Genomic DNA, 24821 nt, shown 5'->3' on the forward strand with positions numbered 1-24821 from the left:
CTCCATCGCGAGATCGCTAAGGGGACGGGTCCCTGTCGGCTCAACCAGAAGGGTCAGAAATCGTCCGAGGGACCCGTCCCCTGACAGGTTACTTCCAGGGCCAAGATACCCAATCCTCAGCGCGATCGCCCTAGCCACGACCAGCGTCAGAGCGACCATCTGTCATGAGCCAGACTCCAGTGTAGACCAGACCTCCAGCTTGGTTTTGACCTTGCGAATCACCTCGTCGGTAAAGTCAGAAGTGGTCAGGGCTCCCCCCAGATCGGGGGTGGCTTTGCCCTCGTGCAGTGCTTCAAACACCGACTCGTAAATGGAACGGGAAGCGCGATCGGCCAGCGGCGTTTTCACATAGGTGAGCAGGGCCGCCCCCGCCAAAATCATCGCCATCGGGTTGGCAATATTTTTGCCATACAGCGCCGGAGCCGTGCCGTGGGGCGCTTCGGCCATCACGGTTTTGACCTGCAAGGTAGCAGCGTCAAAGCCCATCACTAAACTTTCTGACCCGGCAATGCTGCCATACATTTGCAACACCATGTCCGAGAGCAAATCACCATCGCGATTCAGCGCGGGAATCACTAACGCTTCGCCGCTGTTTTGCAGGAGCAGCGCAAAGGTGGCGTCGATTAGCAGCGGTTGATAGGCCACTTCGGGAAAGCGCTGCGCGGCTGCGTCCAGTTCTTCTTTAAACATGCCTTCGTAGGTGGCGCTGACGGTAAATTTGGGGCCGCCAAACACTTTGGCCCCGGTGCGCTGGGCATGGGCAAAGGTAAATTCCGCCACGGTGCGGCAGATTGAGCGGCTAATTTTGGAGGTACGCCAGGCAATTTCATCTCCGGCTTCCGTGGTTTCGCGCCACTCCTGCGCGCCATAGGCATCGTCCACGGCCATGCGCACAATGGTGATCGGCGCATACACGCCCCCGATGGGTCGCACCTGGGGAATGCGTCGTCCCGTGCGCAAAATGACTGAGGCCCCCAGCTCTTCGCGCAAAATCGCGTTCGGACTCCCCACGTCACCAGAGATTTCGGGGGTGATGGTGGCGGCTTTGAGTGAGAGTCCGGTTTTACAGGCAGCAGCGGCAGACTCGCGCACCACATCGTTTTTGGTGGCGCGCCGATTTTCTAAACTCAGGTCGTAGTCGATAAATTGCAGCGGTTGGCGAATGACGGCAGGCTGCAAAACTCGCAGTGCTTCGGTGAGCAGTTCTTCCCCGGTCTGATCACCGTGCATCACTACGATCGCGGGGGGGGATGGCTGAGCTGACATAAACGCGGATTAATCCTTGCAGGGGTTTGCTGCCCCGATTTTTAGGGGAGGCCGCCGCCGTCGTTGTAAACGTCGGTACTAAATGGGCAGACTTCGCTTTTGCTTAACGTCTGGCGACGGTTCCGCAAGGGGGGCAGGGGGGCGAGGGGGGCGATCACCAGCGGGGGTTCACGCGATCGCCGCTTTTCCTCGGAAGTTGTCCACTAGAATTAACTACTTGAGAGGAGCCGACCCGGAGCCCTTGTGCAGCCACAATCGATAATTGTGCCTCGATCAATTCCCGACCCTGAGATGAAGTAATGACCCAACCGACGAAATTTGAGCTAGTCATGGCCGCGATTCAGCAGATTCAGGCACAGCTAGATGACATCGATGTGCGTCTCCGACGGATTGAAAAATCCACCTTGCAGCCGCCGGAACCGCCCAAACCGCCCGGCAATTTAGAGCGGCAAAACGAGTTTCTCTCGCGGGAGTCGCGAAAGCAGCGGTTTGTGGAAGATTGACCAGCGATCGTTCGGATTAGCGAAACTGTCACCAGTGATGGCGATTAGGAAGGTGGCAGTAAATCAGCCTATGATGCCTCCTTATCGTCCGATCCATTCGGCATGAGGCGGGTATAGTCAAGCTTCTGTCAGCAACGTGCAGGGGTTTGTTTAGCCAAGATTCAGGCTGCGTTAAGTCGTTACGACTGGGGGAAATTTCGTTTTGCCCCCAGACCCCCAGCTTCGCGCGGCCTACGGCCTACGACCAGGACGAACTGCCGTCCTGGACCTCGCAGATCAGGTTATCTGTAGGAGTTTGAGTAAGCTTTTGTCATGGGTCGGGCTAGTCAATTTAATGGTTTAGCATTCCAAACGGGTCGTGAAACCACTGCTATGTCAGCAACAAAGCAACTTTTGCGTAAAGGATCGCCTTGGAGCATAGGGCAAGTGAGTAGGGCATGAGGCGATGGCGGCTTCCGATAATCGTGGTGGCAGCAGTTTTGGGGCTGGGAATGCTGCTCTGGCTGGTGGATTTTGTGCTGCGGTTGCAAGGGGCGATCGCGCTCTTTTCGCCGTTGCTAGCCCAGATCTTTCTGATTGCGGTGGGGGTGGGGGCGATCGCGGTGATCGCGGGGGGAATTTATTACCTGCGCCCCTTTTTCCGTCCCCGGCGTGCCGCCGCACCCCAAGTCCCCGAGGCCAAGGCTGAGGCCGCGCAGGTGGCGCTCTCGGGAGTCGAGCAGCAAGTGGCCCAGATTCAAGATACCGTCGCCCGCACCGCGTTAGAAGAAAAGCTCGCGGCGCTCAAGACGGATTGGCAGCAGCGCGACATTCGCGTGGTGCTATTTGGCATCGGTTCCGTGGGCAAAACCTCCATTGTGAACGGGCTGCTGGGCGACCTGGTGGGCACGGTCGCCGCGCCGTTGGGCACCACGACCACGGCCACCGCCTATCCGCTCCAAGTGAAAGGCGTGGAACAGGTGGTGTGGCTGACCGATACCCCCGGTCTGTTAGAAGCGAGCGCCGCTGGCCCCGATCACGAAACCCAAGTGCGGCAACTCGCCACCGACGCCGATCTGCTGCTGTTCGTCATCGACAATGATCTGCGCCAGTCAGAATATGCGGTGGCGCGATCGCTGCTCGACATGGGCAAACGGGTGATTGTGGTGCTCAACAAAGCCGACCTGTATCCCGACGATGAGCTGTCGGAAATTGTGGAGAAGGTGCGATCGCGCTTAGCGGCGGCCCTTGACCCCGCCGATGTGGTGGATGTGGCGGCGAATCCCCAACCCGTACGCCTCATTACCGGAGAAGTGGCCCAGATGGAGCCCGACCTGTGGCCGTTGGAACAGCGTCTCACCGCCGTGCTCCGAACCGAAGGGGCTGACTTGCTGGCCGATTCGCTCTTGCTGCGATCGCAGCGGTTGGGGGTCGAAGCGCGCAATCTGATGCAAGCCCAGCGACACCAAGCCGCCAACGCCGTCATCGAGCGCTATCAGTGGATCAACGCTGCCGTCGTCGCCGCGACACCACTCCCAGGCATTGACCTGTTGGCCACTGCAGCCATCAACGCCCAAATGGTGCTGGAACTCGGCAAAGTCTACCAATTCAACCTTTCCATCGAAGAAGGCAAAGACCTAGCCTATGCGGTGGCGCGATCGCTCACGGGCTTAGGCATTGCCAAAGGCGTGATGAATCTGCTGGCCCTGGGCATGCAAACGACGCTGCCGACGGCGATCGCCAGCCGGGGCGTCCAAGGCATCACCGCCGCCTACTTGACCCGCATTGCGGGCAAAAGCTTTATGGACTATTTCACTCAAAATCAGGACTGGGGCGACGGCGGCATTGGTGAAGTCGTGCAAAAGCAATTCCAACTCAATCGCCGCGAGCAGTTCGTGCGGGAATTCATCGCTGATGCGATCGCCCACCTGCGCGAAGAAGTGTCCGTCCCCCTCGACCTGCCCCTGCAACTCAAAGACCTGCCCCCGCTAGATAACGCCCCAGATCGATAGGCACTGGGCTGGGGCGTTCGACCCTCAATCTCATCCCAAATGCTCAGGCTCCTCACCCAGCTCACGCGGCTTGACTCAATGTTGCGAGGGGTGTGGGGAAGTCGAGTTCCCCACATCGGGGGTTTGGGGGCCTGCCCCCAAGGGTTCGGCTTTCAGTTTCTTGCAGACCTCATCAATCACCCCCTTCTGAGTTAGGTCATCCTCTTCCCAAAGGTCAGGGAGTTACCTATGAAGCCTCCCCGATGGTTGGGGGTTGGGCAGTGCCCAACCCGTACAGATCCTAGGTGGGGCTGGCAAGTTGATTGCAGCACCCAGCCTGATTGCACCAGCGCTTACAGATTTGAACTCGTCAGGGATACAGTGTTTGCCCATGATTGGTGCCCACCTGCACATAGGGGCGACCTTCGACCTCACGCAGCGGAATGCGAGGATTGGCCAGTAAATCGTGCAGCCGATTTTGCACCCCATCGCGAATGGCCTCATCACTCCAGCCCACCCGCACTTGCAGATTGTCGAATCCCAAAGCGTGCCAGGTATCGTCATTGGCCTGCGTCAGATCCAGATTGCGGATACCGACGTAAGCATTGCCAATGGAGCGATCGCCCGCCTCAATCGGGCGACCATTCCGCTCCGTCCGGGAATATTCGCCATGGGGACCCGCGCCGCCGTCTTCGGGCCGAATGATGTAGCCATCACCAATATCCCCCGTAAACGTGTTGAACCCCGCAACAAAGTTGGTGCCATCTGCTGCGCGATAGCCGACTTCCAACGCCCCCGTACGGAAGCGATCGCCATACTCTCCCAAAATCCCAATGGGGTCAAAATCATTTTCAAAGCGGAGGTTAAAGGCTCCGACATTCAGCCCCAGGCCGATGTTGCCTTGACTCGTGTTGTAGGTGTCGTCATAAAACGTGGCGTACAGGCTGACACTGTTCGTACGCTGGGTGTTGTTGGCGGCAAGCGACCAATCGTAATCCTCGGGCAGCGATCGCACCCCACCAAACCCATGAGTCAGCCCCACCGTCACCTGACTTTCCCACCCCGACTCCGCCGTTTCGATGTGCGATAGATTGCGGTAGCCCGACCAACTCATAAACGACTCCAAATTGTCAGGATTCGCCCGCACAAAGCCGCCCGCATTAAAGCCTACCCGGTTGCCCTGAGTGCCAAACTGATAGCTGATGCCCGCCCTCACCCCAGTCGCGATATTGGCCGTTTGATCCACCGATAGTTGAGCAATCAGCATAGGGGCAAACATGGGCGAGTCTCCGCACGAACAAATCAACGACCGCAAGCGGCATCTTCTTCATTGACCTGGCAGCATCCCTTGGTGACCAATGACGGACGCTGACCAGTTCCGAGTTCCATCCACCCTGTCGTTGCGGGATGATGCGACGCTATCGGCCCGAGTTGGTCGGGGTCGGCTGGCGATTAGCCAGTTCAGCAAGTTGAGCTTGCAAAGCTTGGTAGTCAGCGCGGGAAAGGGCGATCGCTCGACTTTGGGGCGGGGTAGATGCAGCTCGTTGCTCCAAGGGCGCGAGGGCGATCGCTAATTGCGTCTGATACTCCAAAATCTCGACACTAGAGAGCAAATCACTGAGCCCGTAGATCAAGCGCCGAATATTCTCCCGCACCTCCGGATCACCCGTGATCTCATCAATATCGGATAACACCTTCTGCACCCCCTGAAACACATCTCGCGCCGATTCCAGCGACTGTTGAAGGAGCAGCACGTTGTCAGGCTGATTAATCGCCCCGGTGAGGGTGCTGAGGTCAATCGCCGCATCGCGAAAATAGCCTGACGCCTCTGCCGCATTGGCCGATAGGATGCGCAAGTCCTCCAGCAGTTGGGGATCTTCTAGCTGGGTGGCTAATTGGTTCAAGATACTCGACAGCCGTTCAGAACCCTGACTGACATTGGTCAGCGTAGAGGTGATGTTGACCCGGTTAGCCGCCAACAACGTGCGCACCTCCGTTGCCGTCAGCTGAACTTCCTGGGCGGCAGCGGCGGCACTCGTGGTCGCCGCCTGCACCGAGTCGCTCAAGGGCTCCACCTCGGACTGGGCGGTCATGGTTAACGTCGTCAGTTCCTCAGCTAGGGCCGTCGCCTGCGCGGTAAAGTCAGTCGTGTTAGCCAGCGTCTCTTTAAAGCCTTCCATCAATTCAGGATCAGCCAAGGCCGCCGCAAGGCTATCGGCCGACTCCAGCAGCGAGGCATAGCTGACTCCCGTGATCCCCAACAGCGTTTCGCCATCACAGACGATCACCTCAGGGTCACAGTCATCACCAAAGGGACTGATGGCTTGTTCGGCCTCCGTCAAGTCGGTCATGGGGGTAATGTCAATCGTCGTCTCGCCAATAAACCCCGACTGGTTCGCCGCAACCCGGAGATCAGCTTTGGGAATCCGCAGGGTGGACTGCGTGATTTCCAAACGCACCTCAACCTGATTGCTGGTTGGGTTAATGCCGACGACGCGGCCCACCGGCACCCCGCGATATTGCACCGACGTGCCGACTTGCATGCCCAGCGTGTCTTCAAAAATGATGGTCATGTCGTAGTTGCGATTGCCAGGGTTGAGCCCTCGCAGCCAGAGCACTAACCCCCCAAAGAGCCCGACTCCCACTAAAATCAATAATCCCACTGAGCCTTCTCGAACTGCTCTTGCTCGCATTTCAACACTCCGTCACCATGTCGCTTACCAAGGCATGCATGCGGTCTTACTCCTGATTACTGCACCAGCTGAATCGGGCCTTCGACATTGCCACTAAAAAATTGCCGCACAAACGGATTATCCGTCTCGTCAATTTCGGTGATGCTGCCATTCCACTGAATTTGGCCTCGGTGCAAGAATATCACTCGGTCTGCCGTGCGGCGGATCGTGCTGTCTTGGTGGGTGACGATGAGGTAAGAACGACAGCCATGCCCACTGTGAATCGTTCGAATCAGGTCTTCAATTACTGTGGAGGCGATCGGGTCGAGTCCGGCAGTGGGTTCATCGTAGAGAAGCACGGCGGGGCGATCGGTCGGGTTTTGGGGATTGGAGACGATCGCCCTTGCAAAGCTCACCCGCTTACGCATCCCGCCCGACAGTTCAGCCGGATAGCGATCGGCAATCCCCGGCAGGCCCACCATTTCCAACACTTCTTCCACCAAGCCATGAATCTGGCGATGAGAGAGGGTGGAATGCTGATACAGCAGAAACCCGACATTCTCTTCCACCGTCAGCGAGTCAAACAGAGCCGCCTGCTGAAAAACCATGCCAATGCCGACAGGATCTTGGGCGTCTTCAATCAGGCCCACCCGCCGCTGGCCCGCGATGTAAATTTCCCCTTCGTCGGGCGGCAATAATCCAGCAATGATCCGCAGAATCGTCGATTTACCGGTGCCCGAAGGGCCAATCACGGCCACCGCCTCACCGTGATAGATGGTCAAGTCCAGTTTATCGACCACGCGATTTGACCCAAAGGATTTCGAAATGCCCCGCAGCTCGATTAACGGCTCAGTGTTATCGCAGTCGGCAGTCGCCGCAGCAGAGGATTCGAATAGCTGATCGGTCATGGGCTAACTCAAACAGGTCACAGAGACAGCAAAAAAACTTAAACGGTGGGGACAGGTCACAAACTGACCGATTTTATCTTCACACCTCTTCTAATTAATGCTAATGATTAACAGGTTGAATTGATCCCAATACTTGATTGAGTTGGCCCAGGTCTGAGATATGATGCGTCGCAGTCTCCTTCTGTCAGTCTCCATCATGGACTGAATTGTTCTGGAAGCCACTCGGTAGGACATGTTCTTTAACTCACTGAACAAATCGTTCTCGCAAATGTTGCGCCGGGTGCGCCACGAAACGCCGTGGCTGGCACCAGATCCGCCGCGCCGTGTCAACCGCATCTTTAAGTGGCTGGCCCCTGGCTTGCTGGTTAAGCGCTGGCTATTTTTGAGCGTCGGTGGCGTCTTGCTGGTCGGCTTGGGCGTTTTGATCTCTCTCAAGTTAACGCCTGTTTTCTATACCGGCCAATTTTTGGGGTCAATTTTTCGATTTTTAGCGAACCAGATTCCCAACTATGTGAGCGGGCCGCTGGCGATTTTGATGGGGCTGCTGTTCATTCTCTGGGGGCAGACCCGCACGCTGGGAGCGATTACCGAGGTCTTGCTGCCGGGCAATGAGACCGAGTTGGTCGATGTGCTGATGCAGGAACGGCGGCTGGCGCGCGGTCCTAAGGTGGTGGTGATTGGCGGCGGCACGGGCTTATCGAATTTGCTGCGCGGACTCAAGCAATACAGCCACAACATCACCGCGATCGTGACGGTGGCAGATGATGGCGGCTCGTCAGGCCGCTTGCGACGCGAGATTGGGGTGCTGCCCCCAGGCGACATTCGCAACTGTTTGGCCGCCCTAGCGGATGAAGAAAAGTTGCTCACCGAACTGTTCCAGTATCGCTTCAAGGCTGGAGATGGGCTGGTGGGCCATAGCTTTGGCAACTTGTTTCTCACGGCGATGAATGATGTGACGGGGGACTTGGAGCAGGCGATCGCCGCTAGCTCTAAAGTGCTCGCCGTGCGGGGACAGGTACTGCCAGCGACCCTGAGTGATGTCAAGCTATGGGCCGAGTTGAGCGATGGGCGGCGCATTGAAGGGGAGTCCAAAATTCCCGAGGCGAAGGGTCAAATCGTGAATATTGGCTGCTCTCCCAGTCATCCCCCGGCGTTGCCGAGAGCGATCAAAGCGATTCGCGAAGCCGATTTTATTGTGTTTGGTCCCGGCAGCCTGTATACCAGCATCATTCCGAATTTGCTGGTGCCGGAGATTGCTGAGGCGATCGCGACGCGCAAAATTCCCCGCATTTACGTTTGCAACGTTATGACCGAACCGGGGGAGACCCTGAGCTATGCCGTGTCTGACCACATTCGGGCGATTGACCGCGCCTGTGGCAAACCGTTATTTGATGCGGTGTTGGTGCAGCGGCGGGGTCCCTCTGAAGTGGCGGAAGAGCGGTATGCCCAAGTTGGAGCTGCGCCCGTGCTGCTCGATCGCGAAACGGTACTCAGTTCAGGACGACGCATTATTCTCGCCAATGTGATGGAAGAATCGGCCACCGGCTCAGTCCGTCACCATCCCCAGCGCTTGGCGAAAGTTTTAATGCGCTGGTATTCTCGCACCCAAGGCATTTGGTAACTGGCAGGATGACCCTTGGGCGGTTGGCCCTGGGAAGAGCCCTGTTGCTGGGCGACCAGAAAACATTACAAATCCCCCGGTTGCGGGGTCACGACGATGCCAACCAGATTTAATGAAAGACTGATAAGCCTGCTGGAGTAACGTATTCGGTGAATCTTGCCGCTGACCCGCAACGCCGTCGCTGTTATCGGTTGCTGCTGACCTGGCTCTGGGTCACGCTGCTGGTGCTCGGCATTGAGGCGATCGCGGGCTGGGCCACCCGTTCGCTGTTGCTCTTTGCCGAGGCCCTGCACACCTTTATCGATGCCTTTAGCACCGTCTTGAGTCTGGTGGCGGTGGCGTCAGCGCAGCGACCGCTGGGGCGCGAGGTCTGGGGGCATGGGCGCGCCGAGGTGGCAGGAACGCTGGCCGCGGTGTCGCTATTAGGCTTCACCGGGCTCAGTTTGGTGTTCACCGCGCTGAGTCAGCTGTTCAGTGCCGTGACGAGCAGTGCCGACGCCTTTCGCGTGGCGCTTGACCGGCCAGTGGTGTACCTCATGGTGGTGTTGCTGGCGCTGTCACTGGCGATCGCCGCCTATGCGTACTATCGCATTCAAGACTTTGGTAGTTTGGCGCTGATGCTGCACACCCAGCATGTGCTGGGCGATGTGTGGCTATCAGGGGTGACCCTGGTGGGGCTGATAGCCATCTGGCAGCAGCAGACTTGGGTCGATCCGGTATTGGCGGTTGGGCTCACCGTGTTTTCGATTAGCAGTCTGTGGCAAGTCTTGGGCGACCAACTACCGACCCTGCTCCGCCCCATGGCGATCGCCCCCGAAGCGATCGCCCAGATCGTGACTCAAATTGAAGGGGTGACCCGCTGTGTCCGCATTCGTTCTCGCGGGCTGGTGGGGCGGCAAGTCTGGGTCGAGTTGCATCTCATCATTCACCCTGAGTTTGCGGGGGTCGCTCACATCGTGGGCGAACGGGTCGAAGCGGCTTTGCGGCTACAATATGGCCCGTTGCGCGCCCAAATCTGGGTCGAAGATGCCCCCCCCAACCAAGCCGCCTATTTGCAGTACCCCCAGACCGAATGGACGGAGCCCGAAAGTACCCCCGATAACTGGCTGGAAGGTGGATAAGCCAACCGACAAGCGGGTAATGACCCAAGCAGGAGCCCCTGGGCCAGCGTTTGGAGTACACCAGATGAGCGTACTAAGATGAGCAGCTAGGCCATACCAGGCAACCTGGGCCAATTCATCATCCTGGCAGAAAATTATGTACGACTGCATCATTGTGGGAGCTGGCCCTAGCGGTGGCACGGCAGCTTATCACCTCGCGAAACGCGGCCACTCCGTGCTCCTCATCGAGCGAGCCAGCCTGCCCCGTTATAAGCCCTGCGGCGGTGGGGTTTCGCCTCAAGTGGCAGAATGGTTTGACTTTGATTTTTCCCCAGTCATTTCCCAGCGGGTGCGCCACATTCGCTGCACCTGGGAAATGGAGGATGCCGTGGAAGCCGAAGTCCCCGCTGACGAAGCGCTTTGGATGGTGCGACGTGACGAGTTTGACTATTTTTTGGTGCAGCAGGCCCAGCAGCAGGGAGCTGAACTATGGCAGGCCACGAAAGCTCAGGGCATCGAGTTTGTGAGCGATCGCTGGCGGGTCGAGACCTCTCGCGGTCCAGTCGAGGGGCGCTACCTGATTGCCGCTGATGGCGGCCGGGGCACCCTATCGCGCTGGCTGGGCCTGAGTCCGCGCCCTGACAAAATAGCCGCTGCCGTAGAAATCGAACCGCGCCTCCCCATGCCTGATCAAGCCTTACTGCATCTAGAGTTTGGCATGGTGCCCTATGGCTATCTCTGGAACTTTCCCAAAGCCGATGGCTACTCCATTGGGGGGGGCGTCTTTGCTGCCTACACGAAACGTCGGTACGACTTGCGACCCTTGCTCACGACCTACGCTGACCAATTTGGGGTGCAGGTTGCCCAAGAAAAAGCCTACGGGCATCCCATTTTGATTTGGGACAAACACCGTACCCTGCACACCCAACAGGCACTCATTGCCGGGGAAGCCGCCCGAGTGGTCGATCCCTTTACCGCCGAAGGGATTCGCCCTGCCATCTTTAGCGGGATGCAAGCCGCCGTCGCCGTTCACGCGGCATTGGGGGGCGATCGCGACGCTCTCCCGCGCTATACCGAGACCATGCAAACCGAGTGGGGGCAGGAAATGGTCTGGGCTAAACGCCTCGCCAAGCTGTTTTACAACGTCCCCAAGGTGGCTTATCAGGTGGCAGTAAAACACCCTGATGCCGCGCCACAACTTATTAAGCTGTTCAACGGCAAACAGACCTACGCTTCTATCACCCAGCGAACGGTCAATCGCCTGAGCCGAGGCTTATTGGGCCGCCGGTAAGCAATCTTTTTCGTCAGTGTGAACAAGCCGCGATCGCCCTCCCTGGTCTTCCAAGGTCATGACACCGCTGGGGGTAGATGAACGGCTAGCCAAATACAAGGTGGCTGTTGGCTAGTGGCCATGACTCGATGCTTGCAATGGGCGGGCAAAAAGACGTAGTCTCCTGGTCCCAGTTCAGCCGTCGTGCCGTCTTCATAGGCAAGCGTCGCCTGACCTTGCAGCAGCACGACCCACTCATCCTCATTCTGGTCGTACCACTCGCCGGGCGGAGTCGTCTGGCCGCACGAGACAATGCGCTCAATCCGAGCGGCAGGGTGCTGGAGTAGCGGCTCAAAAACTTCTTCGGCAGGCGCTGCTGCCGCGAGCTGAAACAAATTCTGCACCTGGGGGTTAGGGAGTGGCATGCGCTTCTCAACCATTGTGAATCGTGCAGGTTGCCAGGGGAACGAGGCTAAAGGGGGTGAAATCGCCCTGGCAAGCCGTCACATTGACGGCTCTTGAACAGCCGATACGGCTGTCCACACTTCATTTAATGCCTATCCCTAAGGCTCGGCCCAGACCGCACCGAGCGATCGCCCTCACGGCTCAAACATCGTGGTATCAATGCCGAGCACCTGATGATATTTGATATACAAAAAGGCGATAAGCGTTTCCCAGCCTTTGAGTTCTTCCGCCAACTGACCATATTCTGCGGGCATATCAGCTATCACTTGATCGGTGGCTAAAGCAACTTGGTTGATATCAAGACGCCGATTTTTAGCGACCTGAAAAATGACTCCATCTAGCAGCCGCTCAAAAGTCTGTTTATCCGTCACCTCTGAATCTTCAACAGTTTTGATGACTTTGCTTACCATGCGATCGATTTCGCGCATGGCGTTACGGCGAGAATTGGGGAGTTTCATGGTGTGAGGCTTGTAAGGGAACTGCGCGTAGATAATGTGCCGAATACAGGAAGGGTTCTTGTAGGGGTTTGGCGTGCCAAACCCCTACAAGCCGCGACCCTATTTTCAAGCGACTCCCTTAGCGATGCCATTCGGTGACGCCGCCGGGTTTGTCGATCAGGGTGATGCCTTGGGCTTGGAGTTCGTCGCGGAGGCGATCGCTCTCGGCAAAATCTTTCGCGGCTCTGGCGGCTTTGCGCTGCTCAATCAGGGCCTCAACGTCAGCGTCAGAGAGTCCATCGACGGCTGCCACAGGCTCAGCAGGCGCGGCCTTCAGACCCAAAACCGCTGCCAGGCACACCAGGGTTTGCCACTGTTGGCGCAGGACATCGCTGGCGGTGTCGGCGCTTCCGGTGTGGGTGATCAGATTGCCCGCGCGGCGCAGTTCCTTCGCCAGCTCAAACAGCACTGCCAGAGCTCCAGCAGTGTTGAAGTCGTCGTCCATGACCGTCTGGAACTGCTGCACCGGGGCGCTGTCGCGATCGATGCGCATGGCGGCAGGATTCAGAAAATCGGGATCGTCTACATCGGGCCAGCCCAGTTTGGCTCCATAGTCAGGGCCAAAGCGCAATCCTTCTGACAGGGTGTGCCAGCCGTTGGTGGCGGCGGCGATCGCTTCGTCGGTAAAGTCCACGGGCTTGCGGTACTGACCTTGCAGCAAAAATAGGCGCACCGCCATGGGCTCTGGCCCATCCGGCGAGTCCAACAATTGGCGAATGGTGATGAAGTTGCCGAGGGATTTCGACATTTTTTCGCCGCCGACGTTCACCATGCCGTTATGCATCCAGTAACGCGAGAGGGGATGCCCCGTCACCGCTTCCGACTGGGCAATTTCGTTTTCGTGGTGGGGAAAGACGAGGTCGCTGCCGCCCATGTGAATGTCGATGGAGTCGCCAAGGCGATCGCGAATCATGGCCGAGCATTCAATATGCCAACCGGGACGCCCCGGCCCCCACGGCGACTCCCAAAACGGTTCCCCCGCTTTCGCCCCCTTCCACAGGGCAAAGTCAGACGGATCGCGCTTAATGTCAGTGTCGGTAGACACGCGCCCGCCTGCCCCAGCCAGCATATCTTCCAGCTTGCGCCCCGAGAGCTTGCCATAGCCGTCAAACTGGCGCACCGCATAGTACACATCGCCGTTGGCCGGATAGGCGTACCCCTTTTGTTCCAGTTCAGAAATTAATCGCTGGATGCCATCCAAGGTCTGGGTGGCATAGGTATATTCGTCGGCCTCCAGCACATTCAGCCGCTCCATATCCTCAAAGTAGGCTTGGGTGTAGGTCTCCGCCACGGTCTGCATCGACGAGCCTTCGTCCTTGGCCCGATTCAGAATTTTGTCGTCGATATCGGTGAAATTTTGCACATAGTGCACGTCGTAGCCCCGCCACATCAGATAGCGCCGCACGGTGTCCCAGGTGATGTAACAGCGGGCATGGCCCAAGTGGGAATAGTCATAGACCGTCACGCCACAGCAGTACATCTTGACCTTGCCGGATTCCAAGGTTTCAAAGGGCTCTTTCTTTCGCGTCAGCGTGTTGTAGAGAACGAGGCTCATGGCGGTTTGGCAAGCGAGGACACAGATTGATTCAACACTGAATGGGGGTTGGAGGCAAGGAGGGTGGCCGGGGGATGGGTAACAGGGTGGATGGGGGGATGGGTCGGTGGGTAACGTAGGGGCGAGGCAGTTTCGGGATATCTGGTGACAGCCTAGCCAGTCGATCATGGCGAAATTGCCTCGCCCCGATAGCAGGACAGCGGGATAGTGGAGAAAGTCCGGGCGATCAATGGTGGCAAAATTGCCTCGCCCCAATGGGAGGGTTCGGGATATCGTGAACATACCGAGCCCGTTTGGTACGGTAAAACTGCCTTGCCCTGTCAGGATTGTTTTGTATCAAGGTTGGGCTTGCCGTGTTGTAGAGGAGAGCAGGATGACTGGGGAAACGATTGGCGTGGCCGTCATTGGCACGGGATTTGGGCAGAAAATCCATATTCCAGGATTCCAGATTCACCATCGGACGGGGGTGGTGGCGGTTTATCATCGCGATGCCGAAAAAGCCAAGGCGATCGCCACCCAACACCAAATTCCCCACGGTTGCAGCTCCATCGAGGAATTACTAGCACTGCCAGAAGTGGATGCGGTGAGTGTGGCGACACCGCCGTTTTTGCGTAAAGAGATGGCGATCGCGGCCCTGCAAGCGGGCAAACACGTGCTGTTGGAAAAGCCCACGGCGCTGACTGTGGAAGAAGCCCGGGAAATTGAAGCCGTCGCCCAGCAACAGCAGAAAGTTGTGGGGCTGGATTTCGAGTTTCGCTTTGTCCCAGCGTGGCAACAGTTAAAAGCCAAGCTGACCGAAGGCTATGTGGGCACGCCCCGCTTGATCAAAGTGGACTGGATGGTGCCGGGTCGGGCTGATCCCCAACGAGCGTGGAGTTGGTATGCTCGCAAAGATCAGGGGGGCGGTGCTTTGGGCGCGTTTGCGTCGCACACGTTTGATTATCTGGCGTGGCTGTTTGGCCCGGTGCAGCGGCTCAGCGCCAATTTGGCGACAGCGATTCCGCAACGGCCTGATCCGCAAACGGGGGAAATGAAGCCCGTGGATGCCGACGATACCTGCACCCTGATGCTGGAAATGCAAGATGGCACGCCCTGTCAGGTCACGATCAGTTCCGTGACCTATGGCGGTCGGGGGCACTGGGTCGAGGTGTATGGCGATCGCGGCACCCTCATTCTCGGCAGCGACAATCTCAAAGACTATGTGCACGGGTTTAAGCTCTGGGGTGCCCCCGCTGGCGAGGCCCTGGCCGAACTGCCGATTCCCGCCACGCTGGAGTTTCCGCAAACCTATGACGATGGCCGCCTCGCTCCGTTTGTGCGGGTGGTCGATCATTGGGTGAACTGCATTGATCAGGAAAGGGCGATCGCCCCTGCGATCGCTGAGGGCATTTATTCACAACTGTTGATGGATCTGGCCCATGCCTCCCACGAGCGGGGCATTTGGATGTCGGTCAAGCCGTTGTAGCGCCCAATGACAGCAGACACTCAACGACCGTTACACTTTCCCTGCGGCTAACGATTAGCAGCGTCTCAACGTTGGCACAATCGTGACGCAAGCTTACGAAATGCAGCGATCGCCCCTGATCTTGAATGTTTGCGGTTGCTATTGGGGATAACTAAGAACTACAAGGATCGCCGATTTTGCCCCTATGGCTCTGCAAAAATTCTCATTAGACGTTGTCCAAAAAGTACAACAATACATTCAGTCGCAATTGACGCTGCCAGCCTCAGAGCAACAACCGGTCAGCGATATGAATGAGCGGGCCATGGCGATCGAGGCAATGGCCCCAGAATCGCTGGACGCCCTGGGTGACTTGTTTCGCGTGGGCGGCTTTGGCGATGACGAAGGGGTGGCCCCCAATGCCGAGGGACGTTGGTTTATCAGCACGATTAATCCGGCGGCAGCCCTGGGTAAACTGCCTGGCTTAGAACTCAAAAACAAAGTCCGCTTGGTGACGTATTTGCAGCGGCAGTCGACGGGGGGCATGGGGGTCACCTGGGCCTTACCAGAGTTGATGAGCACCACTGCGGAACTGGAAGCCGCCATTGAAGCGGCGGGCGATCGCGCCATTCCGCCCCATCCGAAGGGGGCGTTGGGCAATGTGATGGATGGGGTGACGGGCGATCGCTCTCCCGCTTCCTACCTGGAAGCCTCCATCCTGCTCCGAGAATTCAAGGAATTTGGCCGCAGCGGCCAAAACTGTCGTTGGTCGCACCATCGTTTGATTACCGCCGCCCCGAATAAACCGTGGAAGTGGCGCACGCAAAAACCGCTCACCAACCTGGCCCCGAAAGTCCAAATTAAGGACGAAAAAATGGTCATGGTGGAGTTTTTCTCTTGTCGGGTGGTGCCCCCGATCGCCCTCTTTCGCCATTTAGATCAATATGTTGCCAAGTCTTATCGTCCCAAGACCAATGATCAAGTGGTGGCCCTGCTGCCTTGACCCGTTACCGGGAGCGATCGCGCCCCGTCATCGTAAATGACTCAACCTCCATCGGCTCAAGTGAGACACGGGTGGCGTCACCAGCGCTGGCTCGGGTGGGCGCTTCTTCTCGTTCTCGCTATCTGGGGCAGCAGCCTCGCGACCCAACTCCATCGCCATGCGCGTCAACCGGCAGATGCGGTGCTGGTGTTGGGAGGCAGCATTCGCCGCGAAATTGTCGTCGCTGATGCGGTGGCCCAAGGCAATTCGCTGCCAGTGCTGATTTCCCACGGGGCGAAACCTCCCTGCACACGGTTGGTGTTTGAACGGGTGGCGGCCCCCATTGATCAGGTGTGGTTGGAAACCTGTGCCGAATCGACTTTTGATAATTATCGCTACAGCTTGCCCACGTTAAAGCAATGGGGCGTACAGCATGTGGTGGTGGTGACTTCTCCCACGCACCTGCCCCGCGCCGAGTGGCTGGCCCGCATTTTGCTCAGCAGTCACGGCATCTGGGTCGAGATGCAACTGGTAGAAGAAATCGGCATCCCAGCCAATGTAGAAGCACCGCTCAAAACGATGCTAGATGTGGGGCGATCGCTCGCATGGGCCATCATCAGCCAGGTTTATCGTCCCGCTTGTGACAGCGTCTTTCCGCTCTCGTCTGTTGACCTGGCAGAATGGACCGCTCGCGGTTTCCAATGCGAGCACCAAGCCGATATTCAAATTCCGGACACAGACTCCAACTAGCCGCGGCAGTCAGCTTAGGAATGAGAATTGAATTAAGTGTGGACAGCCGTCTCGGCTGTCTGAGGGCAAGCAAGATGCCTGCCCAACAAAACTTGGATTTGATAAAATCCTGATTCCCTAGGAGATGTCTGGAAAAGAATTGCCCACTCATAGGGCGTCATGGGCGCAGCGTCATGCACCGCAGCCGGATACTTTTGCTGCTGGAACTCTCTTTATTCAGCGGCGGCTTCGGGCGACTCGACAGGATTGGCAGCATCCACCGGATCAGTGGAGTTGCCAATTTGCTCAGGCAACTGCTCCACCCAGACAATGGGAATGTGCTGCGCTGACTCCCGCGCGCCGTTTTCTTGCAAGATTTGGCTCGTTTGCGCCGGGTCAAAATACCGGGTGAAATCTTTGCGGAGCCGGCGATTATGGACTTGCAGCGTAGCCACGGAATCTTCCAGTTCGCTTAAAACTTGGCGTTGGGTCTGGTGATAGGGCACCAACTTAACCAAAGCAGCGAGCGCCACCAAGGTCAGCACCAGGTTCACCGTGAGCCGTCCCGTAAGCTCCCACCCCAAAGCGCGAAACCGCGCCGATCGCAACGACCGATGATATTGCTGCTGTCGCTTTTGGCGCAGCGACAACACTTTTTCGGAAGGCTCAACATCTAAGGTCGGTTGAGGCAAGGACATACACGCTACTCACAGCACTGAACACAAGATAATGGGGCTAATTTTGGCGAACAACCCGACATCAGCCCCCATTATGAAACAAAAATACACGAGAATGAGCTGAACTCGTCAAACCTCGGCAGGATAGGGATTTGAGCCACGGCACCGAATGGTTACACAGCGGCATTGTAGGCCATCTGCCAAAAGTCTTTTTCCAACGCAGCCACCCGCAGAAAAGCTGTCTCTGCCGCTGCTTGTTCCCCTGGCGGGGCGATCGCAAGAACCGTATCCGCCTGATTCGCCAACAGTTTCACATAGTCGGTGAACCCCGGATTGCCCCAGCGATCGGCAAATTCAGTATACGGAGCAGGCATCGGTCCAGGCAGTTGCCAGCCCTGATTGTAGGCGTACTCAATGGCCCACAACGCCGTCGCTTGCACAGCATAGGGCGCATTCACCAAGCTGCCCATAAACTCGCAGTAAATCTGGCAGGTCATTTGGCGTGGGGTGCTTAAATCGAGCGATCGCTCCGCCGCTTTTTCCCGAAACCAGTTCAGCTCATCCTGTAGGGCATTCAAGCCACTGAGCAAAATATCCAAGTGCTCATCGGGGGCCGCCGCCAATGTCCGCCCTACAAACCGGGTGAACTGCGTCACGAATAAATAATCCTGCACCAGCCAAGTATTGAACTGAGCCGGACGAATCGTGCCCTGCTGGCACTGCGTCAAAAACGGATGCACCGTCGCCGCCTGCCACGCCTCCGGATAAGTAGAGAGCAACCCTTCACACGTCAAAACCATCGCTACAAAAATCGCCAACAACACCGTTGATTGTGACAAAGTATTGGCCGCAGCGACACACCCGTGGTCCCAGCGTTCAGCATTAGAGAGGAAGGATGCTTGAGGGGTGAGGGAGCATGGGAGCGAGGGGGCGAGGGGGCGTTAGCTGTTGGCTCGGCCATTCAAGCTTCCGCAAGGGGGCGAGGGGGCGTGGGAGCAAGGGAGTTTCTGCCACTGTGCCACCCTGCGACTCTGCGACCCTCACACCGTGCCACCCTGCTACCCACACCCTGCCACCCTCCTGCCTCTGCTAACTACTCACCATGACTGCTCTCGATCGCAAACTCATCCGTGACCTGCTACACCTGCGGGGCCAGGTGATTGCGATCGTGCTGATTGTGGCTTGCGGCATTGCCAGCATGGTCACGATGCTGAGCGCCTACGATTCCCTCAAGCTGACCCAGCAGACCTATTACGACCAATATCGCTTTGCCGATGTGTTTGTGCAGCTCAAGCGGGCACCCGAACATTTGCGCGATCGCATCCAGGCCATTCCTGGCGTGCAGCAGGTGCAAACGCGGGTGGTGCGCGATGTCATTATCGATGTCCCTGGCCTAGAAGAACCAGCAACGGGACGGTTAATTAGCATCCCCGAGCAGCGCCCCCCTCAGTTGAATGGCCTGGCCCTACGGGAGGGCCGTTATATCAACCCAGGGCGGCGGGATGAGGTGATGGTGAGTGAAACCTTTGCGGCGGCTAATGATCTCGCGATCGGCGACACCCTAGGCGCTGTCATCAATGGGCGGTGGCAAAACTTACGCATTGTCGGCACAGCGCTCTCCCCCGAATATGTGTACGAAATTCGCGGCACAGATTTAGTGCCGGACAATCAGCGCTTTGGGGTGATCTGGATGGGGCGGCAGGCCTTAGGCACCGCCTTTGACATGGATGGCGCGTTTAACGATGCCAATCTGCTGCTGACGAAAGGAGCCAGCGAACCCGCTGTCATTTTCCAGCTCGATCGCCTGTTGGAACCCTATGGCGGGTTGGGTGCCTATGGTCGCCGCGACCAAATTTCCCACCGCTTTTTGTCAGACGAAATCACCAGCCTGCGGGCCACTGCCGTGATCATGCCCATCATCTTTTTGGGCATTGCCGCCTTTTTGCTGAACTTACTGCTGGCGCGGCTCGTCAGCACCCAACGTGACCAAATCGCCGTGCTCAAGGCGTTTGGGTACAGCAATGGGGATGTGGGCTGGCATTATCTCAAGCTGGTGACGTTGGTGGTGTTAGCGGGTACCTTGCTGGGCTTGGGCCTGGGCCTGTGGATGGGCGAAGCCGTCACCCGCAACTATGCCAATTATTACCACTTCCCGGTGTTGACCTTCGAGGTGGAACCCAGCCTGGTCATCATCTCCCTCGCGGTGAGCTTGGCGGCGGCACTTACCGGAGCGTTTGTTGCGGTGCAACAAGCGGTGCGTCTGCCCCCCGCCGAGGCGATGCGGCCCGAGCCCCCTGCCCAATTTCGTCCCACCTTGGTGGAGCAGTTGGGCTTACAGCGCTGCTTTTCCCCTGCTGGACGCATCATTTTGCGGAATGTAGAACGCCAGCCCATTAAAGCGGGTTTGACGATTTTGGGCTTGTCCCTAGCCGTGGCGATCCTCGTGGTGGGCAATTCTTTTAGCGATGCGATCAACTATTTGATTCGGGTGCAGTTCTACGAGATTCAGCAAGAGGACATCACCCTCACCTTTACGGAACCGCTATCCGGCAGTGCTCAATTTGACTTGCACCATTTGCCGGGGGTAATTCGGGTCGAACCGTTTCGGGCCGTCCCGGCGCGGTTGCGGTTTCAGCAGCGGACCTATCTGGGGGGCCTGACGGGGTTGCCCGCCGAGGGCAGCTTGCGTCGCCTGATGGATCGTGATTTGAACTTGTTAACATTGCCCACCCAAGGGGTGCTGCTGACCGACAAGCTGGCGGACATCCTCGGGGTGCAGCCGGGCGACACCCTCACCGTTGAGGTGTTAGAGGGGGCACGTCCCCAGCGTGAAGTGCCCGTGGTGGGCTTGGTCAAAGAATGGGTGGGGGTGGCAGCTTATATGAATTTGTCGGCGCTGAATCAGCTAATGAGAGAAGACACAGCGCTCTCGGGGGCCTACCTGACGGTCGAGCCAGCCTCTCTGGAGGCCATCTATGCCGAGCTGAAGGTGACGCCCGCCGTTGCTAGTGTTGCCCTGCGGCAAAACAGTCTCGATCGCTTTGAAGAAACCATCTCCGGCAACTTAGCCGTATTCACCACGGTGATTGCGATGTTTGCCACGATCATTGCCTTTGGGGTGGTTTACAACGCTGCCCGCATTGCCTTATCAGAGCGGGGGCGCGAGTTAGCGACCCTGCGCATCATGGGCTTTTCGCGGGCGGAAGTGGGCTTCATTCTGCTGGGCGAACAGGCGCTACTGTTGGGCGTGGCCATCCCTCTGGGCTGTGCCCTGGGCTTTGGCCTGGCGGCATTGATGAGTGTGGCTTACGATACGGAGCTCTATCGCTGGCCGCTGGTAGTGAGTCGGGCGACCTACGGCCTGGCGATCGCCATCATTGCGATCGCGGCCCTGATTTCCGGCGGGTTGATTTTACGGCAGATCACCCGCCTCGACCTCGTTGCCGTGTTGAAAACCCGTGAGTAAGTAAAAGGAGTAACTAAATGGCTCACGATACTGATTTGCGGCAATCTGCCCAGCCAGAGGCAGCCGAGTCGCCAACCGACTCAAAGTCATCGCGCTGGTCTTGGCGATCGCTCGACCAGCGGTGGTGGTACTTGCTGGCGGGCTTAGGGCTAGTGGGGCTCGGTAGTTGGGCCTTACGCCCGAGTCCGCAGCGGGTCGACCTGGTCACGGTGGAGCGAGGCTCGCTAGAGGTGTCCGTAGAGGCCGAAGGTCGCACCCGCGTGCGCGATCGCTTCGTGGTGTCAGCGCCGGTGGATGGTCGCCTCACCCGCATTGAGCTGCTACCGGGCGATGCCGTCACCGACAATCAGGTCGTCGCCCGCATTGACCCGCTGCCCCTCACCAGCGAAGTGCAGCAAGCGCAAGCTCGCATGGATGAGATTCGCGCTCAAATGGCCGGGGTCGAAACGCTGCGCCCGAAGGAAGCCGCACTGCAACAGGCCCAAAGCCGCATTACGGCAGCCCAAGCCGAGCAGCAACGAGCCACCGCTGACCTCGCCCGCGCCGAGGCCAGTCTACAGCAGGCGCAACGGGACATGACTCGCGCCAACGAGTTAGCCGCCCAAGGCGCCATTTCCGAGCAGCAGCGAGAATCAGCGGGACTCGCGGCGACCGCCCGCCAGCAAGACCGCAATGCCGCCCAGCAGCAAGTAGCGAGTGCTGAGGCCGCGATCGCCGCCGCCCGCGACGACCTCAACATCCTCCAGGCCGAGCAACAAGACCCCGATTATTTGCTGGATGTGTATCAAGCGGAAATGGCCAGCGCCGAAGCCCAACTGGCCCGCTTGGCCGACGAGGCTCGCCGCACCGACATTGTGGCTCCCGCGGCGGGGCAAGTGCTGCGCGTGTTGGAAGAAAGTGCCCGCTTCGTCACTGCTGGAACGCCGCTGCTGGAAATCGGCGACGCGGCCCAATTGGAAATCGTGATCGATGTACTGTCCAGCGATGCGGTAAAAATTCAGCCGGGCGATCGCATTCACCTCAACCAGTGGGGCGGCGACGATACGCTGGCAGCTCAAGTGACCTATTTAGAACCCAGCGCTTTTACCAAAGTCTCCGCCCTCGGGGTCGAAGAGCAGCGCGTTAACGTTATCGCCAACTTCACCAACCCCGACGTGCCCCTGGGCGACAGCTTCCGCGTCGATACGCAAATCGTGATTGATGAGAATCCCGACGCCCTCATTATCCCCATCAGCGCCCTTTTTCCCTGCGAACCGGGCACCTGCGTCTTCACAGTAGAGAACAATCGCGCTCGACAAACAACCGTAGAAATCGGCCTGCGCAATACCTTTGACGCTGAAGTCACCGACGGGCTGGCCGTCGGCGATATCGTTATTGCGTACCCAGAGTCCGTGGATGGGGGCGATCGCGTCCAGCCCCGTTAATGCCAATGACTGAGTCCAACTCGCAAAATGCTATCCGTATTACCCAAGCCTTCTCCCTGCGACGAATGACTATAGCGTTGCGCAGATAGCTCTGTTCATCGCCTTGGCAGAAAACCGAGGGGATTGAGATTGAGAAAGCCAGATTTTGTGAAATCCAAGTTGGGACAGGCATCTTGCCTGCTTAGAGACAGCCGAGACGGCTGTCCACACTTAGATGGAATGCCAATTCTTTAAGCTTTTGGGCTCTCGGCACCTGACTGCGGATTGCTATATCAAAGCGCGGCCTGAAGCTTTGTAAACTAACGGTATCAGCCATCACCGTCTGATAGATTTGTCAGAGGCTGCGAAGCCGCCCCCGTCTTGAGAGGAAATCAGCGACATCCACTCAGACCCCGCCCACAGGAATTGCTCATCCATGTCAGACTCCCAGCAGATCAGCGCCGCCGTTGCCAAGCTCTACGACACGTACCCCTTTCCGCCAGAACCGCTGTTGGACGAGCCGCCCCCTGGCTACAACTGGCGCTGGAATTGGCTCACGGCCTACGCCTTTTGTACGGGCCAAAAGCCGCCCCGCCAGGATGTGCGCATTCTCGATGCCGGTTGCGGCACCGGCGTCGGCACCGAATATTTAGTGCATCTCAATCCTGAAGCCACTGTGACCGGCATTGATTTGAGTGCCGGAGCCCTCGCGGTCGCGAAAGAACGCTGCCAGAAATCGGGAGCCACGCGGGCCGAGTTTCATCACCTCAGTTTGTTTGATGCCGAGCAGTTGCCGGGGGAATTTGACCTCATCAATTGCGTCGGGGTGTTGCATCACACGCCTGATCCCATTGGCGGCATTCAAGCCCTGGCGAAAAAGCTGGCCCCTGGCGGCTTGCTGCACGTCTTTGTGTATGGTGAACTCGGTCGCTGGGAAATCAAGTTAATGCAGGAGGCGATCGCGCTGCTGCAGGGAGATCGCCGGGGCGATTATACCGATGGGGTCGCGATCGGTCGCCAAATTTTTGCCCACCTGCCCGAAAACAACCGCTTGCGGCAGCGCGAGCAAGAGCGCTGGTCGTTGGAAAATCAGCGGGATGAATGCTTCGCTGACATGTACGTCCATCCCCAAGAAATCGACTACAACATCAATACTGTGTTTGACTTGATTGATGCCTCGGGGTTGGAATTCGTCGGCTTGTCGAATCCCCATGCGTGGGATCTCAAGCGTCTGGTTGGCACGGCTCCCGAGTTGATGGAGCGGGCGCAGGGGCTGAGCGATCGCGATCGTTATCGGCTGATCGAACTCCTCGACCCTGGTAACGTCACCCACTACGAATTCTTCTTAGCCCGCCCCCCGTTGCCCAAACAAACCTGGCAGGACGATGCCACCTTGCTAAAGGCCATCCCCGAACCCAGTCCCTGCCTGGAAAGTTGGGAACACAGCCCCCAATTTTTCAACCAGGACTATCAACTGGTGACCTTGGAACAGGCTCCGTGGGAGTTTCTCGTCGCCTCGGGTAAAGCATCCGGCCAACAATCTGTCGGGGAGATTTTGGCCACCGTTGACTGTACTTTGGACGACGTGCGATCGCTCCAGCAACAGCAGTACCTTCTGCTCACGCCAGGATCATGATCTGATTTGGTTACGGCAAGGGCATCAAGGCCATCTGAGCGCGAGCCCGCACCACAATCTCGGCGTCTTCATGGCTGCAAGCGGATAGCCGCTGTTTAATTTCTTCCACCCTTTCATCTGACTCAGGCTGGGCTGTCATCAAACCTGAAAGTCCGACAATCGCGGCATAACGCACCACCCATTCGGGGTCATCCAAAGCGACTAGCAGCGTATCGATCGCTAGAGCTAGAGCCGCTGCCCGGTGCTCATCTGGCAGCGCATCCCAGTCGATAAAGCCGAGGCCCTTGGCCGCCGCCCGCCGAACACTCAGCGCAAAATCACCCCGTGCCGTTTCCATCAGCACGTCCAGCGCACGCGGGTCGCCAATCATCGACAAGGCCCGAATCGCCCACGCCCTCGCCCCATAGTTGTACCCGTCCAACTGCTCCAGCAAGGCTGGAACGGCGTCCTGGCCCAAGGCAACTAAGCCATCTACCGCCGCTACCGCTGCCCCCGGATTATTGAACCCGAGGACGGTGATCAGGGTGGTCACGGCTTCGGGTGATTGGGCTGCTGCCAGCGATCGCACCGCACCCACCAGAGCGGCAGCAGAATCAGCCGTTTCCACAGCATTAATCAACGATTGAATATTGACAGAATCGGTCACAAGCATGGAAGTGA

The 24821-nt window shown here is 58.0% G+C and carries 21 protein-coding genes; 11 read left to right on the forward strand and 10 right to left on the reverse strand.

What is annotated here, in order from left to right; all coding sequences use genetic code 11:
* Positions 1–162: 162 nt before the first annotated feature.
* The gene (locus DYY88_RS01200; protein ID WP_039724670.1) at positions 163–1266 is read right to left on the reverse strand and encodes an isocitrate/isopropylmalate family dehydrogenase; all 1104 of its coding nucleotides are present in this window, start codon (positions 1264–1266) and stop codon (positions 163–165) included.
* A 299-nt stretch (positions 1267–1565) separates the two neighbouring features.
* On the opposite strand from DYY88_RS01200, the gene DYY88_RS01205 reads away from it, so the two are divergent.
* Together DYY88_RS01205 and DYY88_RS01210 are read left to right on the forward strand one after the other, a co-directional pair.
* Positions 1566–1769 (forward strand): hypothetical protein, encoded by a 204-nt coding sequence (locus DYY88_RS01205; RefSeq protein ID WP_039724669.1) that lies wholly within the window; start codon positions 1566–1568, stop codon positions 1767–1769.
* A gap of 467 nt (positions 1770–2236) precedes the next feature.
* Complete coding sequence (locus DYY88_RS01210) at positions 2237–3760, forward strand: YcjF family protein (RefSeq protein WP_242517560.1); 1524 nt, start codon at positions 2237–2239, stop codon at positions 3758–3760.
* Between the two features lie 349 nt (positions 3761–4109).
* On the opposite strand, the gene DYY88_RS01215 is transcribed toward DYY88_RS01210, so the two are convergent.
* From DYY88_RS01215 to DYY88_RS01225, 3 genes are all read right to left on the reverse strand, one after another.
* On the reverse strand, positions 4110–5018 hold the full coding sequence (locus tag DYY88_RS01215) for a polymorphic toxin type 23 domain-containing protein (RefSeq protein ID WP_039724667.1): 909 nt from the start codon (positions 5016–5018) through the stop codon (positions 4110–4112).
* Between the two features lie 139 nt (positions 5019–5157).
* A complete protein-coding gene (locus tag DYY88_RS01220) occupies positions 5158–6402 on the reverse strand; it encodes an MlaD family protein (RefSeq protein WP_052288132.1) in 1245 nt (414 codons plus the stop codon).
* A gap of 86 nt (positions 6403–6488) precedes the next feature.
* Positions 6489–7319 carry an ABC transporter ATP-binding protein gene (locus DYY88_RS01225; protein ID WP_044150293.1) on the reverse strand — a complete coding sequence of 277 codons (831 nt, stop codon included), beginning with the start codon at positions 7317–7319 and terminating at the stop codon, positions 6489–6491.
* Positions 7320–7551: 232 nt separating this feature from the next.
* On the opposite strand from DYY88_RS01225, the gene DYY88_RS01230 reads away from it, so the two are divergent.
* From DYY88_RS01230 to DYY88_RS01240, 3 genes are all read left to right on the forward strand, one after another.
* Positions 7552–8940: a gluconeogenesis factor YvcK family protein gene (locus DYY88_RS01230; protein WP_039724665.1), complete on the forward strand. Its 1389-nt coding sequence runs from the start codon at positions 7552–7554 to the stop codon at positions 8938–8940.
* A gap of 149 nt (positions 8941–9089) precedes the next feature.
* Positions 9090–10061 (forward strand): cation diffusion facilitator family transporter, encoded by a 972-nt coding sequence (locus tag DYY88_RS01235; protein ID WP_039724664.1) that lies wholly within the window; start codon positions 9090–9092, stop codon positions 10059–10061.
* Between the two features lie 136 nt (positions 10062–10197).
* Positions 10198–11331: a geranylgeranyl reductase family protein gene (locus DYY88_RS01240; protein ID WP_039724663.1), complete on the forward strand. Its 1134-nt coding sequence runs from the start codon at positions 10198–10200 to the stop codon at positions 11329–11331.
* A gap of 56 nt (positions 11332–11387) precedes the next feature.
* On the opposite strand, the gene DYY88_RS01245 is transcribed toward DYY88_RS01240, so the two are convergent.
* The 3 genes from DYY88_RS01245 to cysS all read right to left on the reverse strand — a co-directional run bounded on the left by DYY88_RS01245 (position 11388) and on the right by cysS (position 13827).
* Entirely contained in the window at positions 11388–11735 is a 348-nt protein-coding gene (locus tag DYY88_RS01245; RefSeq protein WP_130199289.1) for a cupin domain-containing protein, read from the reverse strand.
* 174 nt (positions 11736–11909) lie between these two features.
* Complete coding sequence (locus tag DYY88_RS01250) at positions 11910–12233, reverse strand: hypothetical protein (RefSeq protein ID WP_130199290.1); 324 nt, start codon at positions 12231–12233, stop codon at positions 11910–11912.
* A 118-nt stretch (positions 12234–12351) separates the two neighbouring features.
* A complete protein-coding gene (cysS, locus tag DYY88_RS01255; protein WP_039724661.1) occupies positions 12352–13827 on the reverse strand; it encodes a cysteine--tRNA ligase in 1476 nt (491 codons plus the stop codon).
* 373 nt (positions 13828–14200) lie between these two features.
* On the opposite strand from cysS, the gene DYY88_RS01260 reads away from it, so the two are divergent.
* The 3 genes from DYY88_RS01260 (at position 14201) to DYY88_RS01270 (ending at position 17000) form a co-directional block, all read left to right on the forward strand.
* Positions 14201–15292, forward strand: coding sequence for a Gfo/Idh/MocA family protein (locus DYY88_RS01260; protein ID WP_039724660.1), 1092 nt, complete (start codon positions 14201–14203; stop codon positions 15290–15292).
* A 184-nt stretch (positions 15293–15476) separates the two neighbouring features.
* Positions 15477–16271, forward strand: coding sequence for a hypothetical protein (locus DYY88_RS01265; protein WP_039724658.1), 795 nt, complete (start codon positions 15477–15479; stop codon positions 16269–16271).
* 36 nt (positions 16272–16307) lie between these two features.
* The gene (locus DYY88_RS01270; protein WP_039724657.1) at positions 16308–17000 is read left to right on the forward strand and encodes a YdcF family protein; all 693 of its coding nucleotides are present in this window, start codon (positions 16308–16310) and stop codon (positions 16998–17000) included.
* A gap of 212 nt (positions 17001–17212) precedes the next feature.
* On the opposite strand, the gene DYY88_RS01275 is transcribed toward DYY88_RS01270, so the two are convergent.
* Positions 17213–17677, reverse strand: coding sequence for a slr1601 family putative cell division protein (locus DYY88_RS01275; protein ID WP_039724656.1), 465 nt, complete (start codon positions 17675–17677; stop codon positions 17213–17215).
* A 152-nt stretch (positions 17678–17829) separates the two neighbouring features.
* Entirely contained in the window at positions 17830–18456 is a 627-nt protein-coding gene (locus DYY88_RS01280) for a TenA family protein (RefSeq protein ID WP_039724955.1), read from the reverse strand.
* 302 nt (positions 18457–18758) lie between these two features.
* Between DYY88_RS01280 and DYY88_RS01285 the strand changes: the two genes are divergently transcribed.
* From DYY88_RS01285 to DYY88_RS01295, 3 genes are all read left to right on the forward strand, one after another.
* Positions 18759–21122: an ABC transporter permease gene (locus DYY88_RS01285; protein WP_039724655.1), complete on the forward strand. Its 2364-nt coding sequence runs from the start codon at positions 18759–18761 to the stop codon at positions 21120–21122.
* A 17-nt stretch (positions 21123–21139) separates the two neighbouring features.
* The gene (locus tag DYY88_RS01290; protein WP_084606894.1) at positions 21140–22546 is read left to right on the forward strand and encodes an efflux RND transporter periplasmic adaptor subunit; all 1407 of its coding nucleotides are present in this window, start codon (positions 21140–21142) and stop codon (positions 22544–22546) included.
* A gap of 415 nt (positions 22547–22961) precedes the next feature.
* Positions 22962–24161, forward strand: coding sequence for a class I SAM-dependent methyltransferase (locus tag DYY88_RS01295; protein ID WP_039724654.1), 1200 nt, complete (start codon positions 22962–22964; stop codon positions 24159–24161).
* A 10-nt stretch (positions 24162–24171) separates the two neighbouring features.
* On the opposite strand, the gene cpcF is transcribed toward DYY88_RS01295, so the two are convergent.
* Complete coding sequence (gene cpcF, locus DYY88_RS01300) at positions 24172–24813, reverse strand: C-phycocyanin alpha-cysteine-84 phycocyanobilin lyase subunit CpcF (RefSeq protein WP_039724653.1); 642 nt, start codon at positions 24811–24813, stop codon at positions 24172–24174.
* Positions 24814–24821: the final 8 nt, after the last annotated feature.

Origin of the sequence: Leptolyngbya iicbica LK, from assembly GCF_004212215.1 — a bacterium.
GTDB lineage: Bacteria > Cyanobacteriota > Cyanobacteriia > Phormidesmidales > Phormidesmidaceae > Halomicronema > Halomicronema iicbica.